Origin of the sequence: Nocardioides sp. J9, assembly GCF_007829375.1 — a bacterium.
Lineage (GTDB): Bacteria > Actinomycetota > Actinomycetes > Propionibacteriales > Nocardioidaceae > Nocardioides.
On sequence record NZ_VLJQ01000018.1, the window covers coordinates 1 to 5,381 of the forward strand.

4 protein-coding genes are annotated in these 5,381 nt (G+C 63.7%); 1 reads left to right on the top strand and 3 read right to left on the bottom strand.

The window, feature by feature from the left end:
- Positions 1-89: 89 nt before the first annotated feature.
- Positions 90-1,124: a hypothetical protein gene (locus L615_RS02255; RefSeq protein WP_145723972.1), complete on the bottom strand. Its 1,035-nt coding sequence runs from the start codon at positions 1,122-1,124 to the stop codon at positions 90-92.
- A gap of 1,195 nt (positions 1,125-2,319) precedes the next feature.
- Here L615_RS02255 and L615_RS02260 point away from each other — a divergent pair.
- On the top strand, positions 2,320-3,060 hold the full coding sequence (locus L615_RS02260) for a hypothetical protein (RefSeq protein ID WP_145723973.1): 741 nt from the start codon (positions 2,320-2,322) through the stop codon (positions 3,058-3,060).
- On the opposite strand, the gene L615_RS02265 is transcribed toward L615_RS02260, so the two are convergent.
- Positions 3,015-4,178, bottom strand: a complete 1,164-nt coding sequence (locus L615_RS02265) for a hypothetical protein (RefSeq protein ID WP_145723974.1) — start codon at positions 4,176-4,178, stop codon at positions 3,015-3,017. The genes L615_RS02260 and L615_RS02265 overlap by 46 nt on opposite strands.
- Positions 4,179-5,006, bottom strand: coding sequence for a protein kinase domain-containing protein (locus L615_RS02270; RefSeq protein WP_186449679.1), 828 nt, complete (start codon positions 5,004-5,006; stop codon positions 4,179-4,181). It abuts the gene before it with no gap.
- Positions 5,007-5,381: the final 375 nt, after the last annotated feature.

Genomic DNA, 5,381 nt, shown 5'->3' on the forward strand with positions numbered 1-5,381 from the left:
CTTCCGGATGGGCAGTGTGAGAACTTCCATCCTCGGAAGACCTCGACGTCWCCCCGGGCACCGACGCGCCGAGCCCTACGCGACGCTGGCTACACCCTCAACTGCGAAGAGCCCGATTCAGAGATGCGGTGTCTCCCCGAGTCGCTGACGCCGATGGAGTAGATCTCGCCGTTGCGATCGAAGATGTACTCGAAGGACGCGACGGGGGGAGGCGGGATCTGGCTGCTTGGCCTCGACGCCATGGCACCTCCACCTAGCCCTACTGCCGGTTCGTACTCGAGGAGGGGTGGATAGCCCGTGGACGCCTGCACCTTGAGGAGATGATCGATGTATGCCCGGGGCGTGTCCGGTCCATCGATGAGGGCGACGCTGACGGAGCGATCGTCGGTGCTCCACGACAGGCGTTGCGAGGTCTCCCCGGTTTCCATGTCGCCGGACAGCGAGAGGTCCGCAGGGGGCGCAGTAGGAGTGTCCAGAATCTCGGTGAGTGCGTCTGGTCGAATGTCTTCAAGCAGAGTCCTGGCTTCGGGCGCTATCCGGATATCGGACCGTCGGAGGGGCCCGAAGCGCCCCGAAGCTTTCGCGACTTTCTTGGCGAGTGAGACGAGCGGGTCATGCAACAGGTCAAGGTCCTCAGGGTCGCCAGAAGCGATGCCTTTCCAGCGAGAAGTCTGCACATCGAACGCGATCATCGCGGTGCTGTATGGCGGAGCGGTGCCATCGTTGAACACGAAAGGGGCGCTCATGTACGCGTTGTCGCCGACGCCCTCGAGTTGAGCGGCTTTCTCCTTGGCGAAGTCCGAGAGAGGTCCGCGCCGGTGCTCACCGTCATCGGCGTATTGGTGAAACGTGATAGTTAGTCCACCGGGACCCCTGTAGATGCAGGTCAAGCCAACCGAGGTGTCAGCGCTGGCCCGCTTCAGTGCCATCGCCGGCGATCCATCGCCCACTGGATTCAAATCCACCTGCAGGCAGCGCTTCAACACGGAAGCCAGCGCCGATGGTGGCGAAGTTGAACCGGGCACGTTGTCGGCGGCAGGAGCGCCGCCGTTACAAGCTACCAGCGTTACCGCCGCTACGACCGTAAACCGCAGTTTGAGCGTTGATCGCACCTCAGCTCCCATCGACTCGTCCTGCGGAAGGCAGCCTAGAGGCTCCCGGGAGCTTCTCGCGGCTCCAGCGGCCGACGCGAGGTGTGAGGCGCGAACGGACGTGCGTCGCCCAAGTGGCCTGGTTGAGACAGCGCCGTCATTCCCGATCATTGACCTCAACGCGCACTGATGGCGGCATGGGCGGACACGTCTCGCGAAGCTCCGCTAGCACTGCATGTGGTCCTAGACTCGGCCCATGCTGTCGTGGGCCATCTTCGCCGCTTCATTGACGTTCTGGGCAGTCGTGGTCGCGATCGCCGCCTCTGTCATCCGCGCACGTCGCTGACTCACCGGCAAGGGTCGGCAGAGTGTCCGCGAGCCCCGTGTCGTAGCGCGGCTGCTGGGCGGCTTGCCTGCAGCGTCGGCAACAGACGGTCACCGCGAGCTGGCACGACGCCCGACTCTCGGCATGAGCGGGCGTAGGTTGCGCGAAGGTTGGACCAGACGAAGTACTGCTGACCCTCCGTCGCACAGCGTCCAAGTAGAAGGTGTGACTCGGAGCTCAGGGACACTCACGCAAGGCTCTCAGATGATGGTTGCGGCCCCGGCGAGGAACCGGACGTTCCACGACGTGACCGTCTACGTTCCCGCCGCGGGCCTCTTTGCCGCTTACGTTGTCCGCAATGAGCAGGTCAGAGCATAAGTTTGCACGTCCCAGGGGCCCGGGACGTGGGTAGTTACATCGACAGAACCCTCGGAACAACATTTGTGTGGTTCAGTGCGACGCAGCCCATCCGAGGTCAGTATGCCGTGCCCAGCCCCGGCCTCGTTCGCCCACCCACCGGTCACGGCGCGCGACGCAGTTCCCGGCGCGGTCCGACGTCCCTGCCGGAATGGAATGCCCCTGCCGCGTGAGCGGCAGGGCGCGCGGCAGGGAGCGCCGTTGCGTTCGGCCAACGACTGCCAGGAGCAGGTGCCGCCGCGATCAGTTCGCCCAGAATGACGCTGGGCCATGGCCGGACCGGCTTGCGGCGATCTTGGCCTGGCGACGGTCGTTGAAAGACAGTTTCACCTCCTCCTGTTCAGTTGGGAAGTGCCTGCAACTAAGTCTTCCGGCGGCCTTCTACGCGAACAACAGATGACCCGCCGAGTTCAACGAGGAGGTTGGCGACTATGACTCTCTGCAAGGCGGGTCAGGCTAAGCAGGCCGAACAACTATGCTGATCCCATGCTGGCCACCACGGGAAGCGACGATCTCGCGGGTGGAGTGGCGACAGTGACGGCGAGCCGCCGCTCGGTCGGAATCCCGATCCAGGAACGCCTCCTCACGGACCGATTCCTCGAACTGTCGAGCGCTGTTATTCGGCCCGGCACGGGACGCACGCTCTATGTCATTGAGGAGCCGGAGTTGGGCGGCTCCGGCCGCCCTGACCTCGTCTTCGTGACCATGCAGGCCAATGCTCTGGCGAAGTACCGACGCTCTGGCCTACACATCCCCTCGGCTGCGGCAGCACGAGCGTTAGACCCGTCCTTTAGTGGGAGCCGGATCGGCGTCTCGCCCTCTTACGGTGCCACCGTGCGTCGAGGCGCTGCTGCTCGGGGATGGGGGGACGTGGACAGCGAACGAATCGCCGACCTACTCGTCGACACGCTTGCCGTCGAGGCGAAGATGCGAGACTGGCGCCGAGCCCTGCAACAGGTATCGCGCTTTCGTCGCCACTTCCATCGTTCGGCGGTGCTGATGCCGCAGCGCGAGATGCCCGCCGAGTCCGGACGGTCCCTCGACTTCTACGGTTGCGGACTGCTCCTTCAGGGCGAACGCGACATCGAGTGGGCACGGCCTGCAAAGCCGGGCAACCCGTCTATCGCGTCGCGACTTTGGCTTCTCGAACTGTTGGTTCGCGGCCTCGACAATGGGACGGCTTACAGGCTCTCCGACTTTCGGAAGAGGTCCAACGCTTCTCGGTAGGCCCTCACCCGTCCGGCGTATCGGCCGTCGAGCGCGATACCCAACCTAGAAATCTCGTCGAATCTTGCGGATGCCGCCTGCAGGAGGTCGACAAGAGTCGCGACGCGGTCCGTCACACCTCCGCGCTGGGTGAGCGCGTCGACGCTCTTCGCGAGGTACGTGAGGTACTGCTCTTGTGCTTCCGCGATGCTCCATGAGTCGAATCCGTGTGCGTCGAAGTGAGAGCGCAGGGAAGGCGGAAACATCCTGCGACCAGTTGTCGTGCCGAAGAGGTCCTCCGCCTCGTTGTTTCGAAGTGGCGCCCACAACCTCGGCAGGTACACGCGCGGAACCGGGGACGCCCCGCCGGTCCTGGTTTCGTTCCACTTCGACGTCGAGAACGCGCGCAAGCCGTACGTCCAGCCAGACGCAATCGCGGTTGCCCCCGCCGCGATCCCGAGCAGGCCGTCGATGTCCGCGTATCCCCAGGTCAACTCGTAGCCGTTGATCTCGGTGAGCGTGTAGATCACGCGGAGTAAATTGGCCAAGACCTGGGACTCCCAAGGCGCTGGCGGGTACACCGGTCGGCTTCGATTAACCAGGAGGTAGAACCCAGAGACGTCCAGCGTGGTGATGATGTCCAGCCAGTCCTGGACGCCACCCCACGAACGAAGGACGTTCTCGTCTAGGACGATGGACGCGACGGTCTTGTCGGCGCCCCACTCCGCACTGCTCGTGCGACCGTATTGAAGCGCAGTCGGCATCCAATAGTCGGTCAGGTTGGCTTGGTAGGGAGACGGAGCGATGAACGGCCCACCGTGCCCGATGTTCTGATTCGCGAGGAAAACGGCGTCGACGTGGTTCTTGACAGCGTCAGCTGTCTGAGACCAGTGCAACTTCAAGAACTCGAGTCCGTGGCTCTTGTGGTGCCGGGCGATTCCAAGCGGGCTCAGGGTGTAGATGTAGGACTGCGGATCGAGCAGTACGTCTAGACCTCGCCTGCGACAATCATCCGCAGTGTCGGCCAACCGCTGCATATCTTCGTGTGCGGGGCTCAGGATCACCCCGGCTACCGGGGCGTGTTGGGACACGTTCGCGATCTTCGCGGCCTTACCGTGGCCGTGCTGGATGTAAAACACTCAGACCTCCCCGAGCGAGGCGAGCGCCATCGCTGTTGTGCGGAACCGTCGGCTTTGGTGGGCCGCAAGCAGACGGGGGATCGCCGTCCTCAAATGCTCAGTGATCGGCACGCTGCCTAGCGACGCGATGTCGAAGTTCGTCAGCGCGCGGTAGTAGTCGGCCGCTCCCCGGAAGGGATGTGCCCCCGTGAGGGCCTCCACCAAGACGATGCCAATCTGGAAGAGGTCGGTGCGGAAGTCGATCGTGCTCCGGTTCTTCGGCAAGAACTGTTCGGGGGCCGCGTAGAACTGCGACCCCGGCCCGGTGAGGGAGGACTCAGTGATATCGGACATCTCCGTGAACAGTGCGATGCCGAGATCCAAGAGGACAGGGGATCCAGCACCGTCGAACCCGATGTTCTTCGGCTTGATGTCGCGGTGCACGATGCGGCCCTGGCTCCACATAGCGTCAACTGCTGTCAGCAGAGCGACCGCCAGCGACTCCACCTCCGGCAAAGTCAGCGGACCACTCTTCAATCGCTGATGAAGGGTCCCACCGATCATGAACGGTTCCGTGTACCAGACGTGGTTTGTGGAGCCGATCATCCTGACCTGAGGTTCATCCACGGCACGGATGATGTGCGGGCACTCGACGTCCGCCATCCCCTGGAGTTCCCGGCGGAACCGCTCGGTGACGAGTCCGTCGTCGAATTCGTCGGCGTCATCGTCCACCGCGCCGCTCAAAATCTTTAGGGCAAGGACCTCAGCGTCTCTCGTCGCGCGGTACGCCACCTTGTCGACGCCAGTTCCGACGTGGGGCACGTCTACAGCGAACTCGGGAAACGCCACGACCACGTCCTGGTCAGTGAATGGCAACGGCGGCATGTCGGTCCTGGTTTCTTGATGGCACAGACTGCTGCCGGATAGTAAAGGAACTGTGACGTGTGGCGCAGCAGATCACCCAGAACCCAAACTGGCTCTTCGCAGTTGAGGGTGTAGCTAGCGTCGCGTAGGGCTCGGCGCGTCGGTGCCCGGGGAGACGTCGAGGTCTTCCGAGGATGGAAGTTCTCACACTGCCCATCCGGAAGACCTCGACGTGCACGACGCTACCCCGCCGGCGGGCTTCGCCTGCCCTGACCTGACCGCCTTCTGCCGCCTCGACGAGCTCGGCCTCGTCGTCATCGGCCAGCGCATCGAACCGGACCGGGCCGTGCTCGCGTGCCG

Excerpts from the sequence above, each read along its gene's own strand:
- L615_RS02255 (WP_145723972.1), bottom strand. The coding sequence starts at position 1,124 with ATGGGAGCTGAGGTGCGATCAACGCTCAAACTGCGGTTTACGGTCGTA.
- L615_RS02260 (WP_145723973.1), top strand. The coding sequence starts at position 2,320 with ATGCTGGCCACCACGGGAAGCGACGATCTCGCGGGTGGAGTGGCGACA.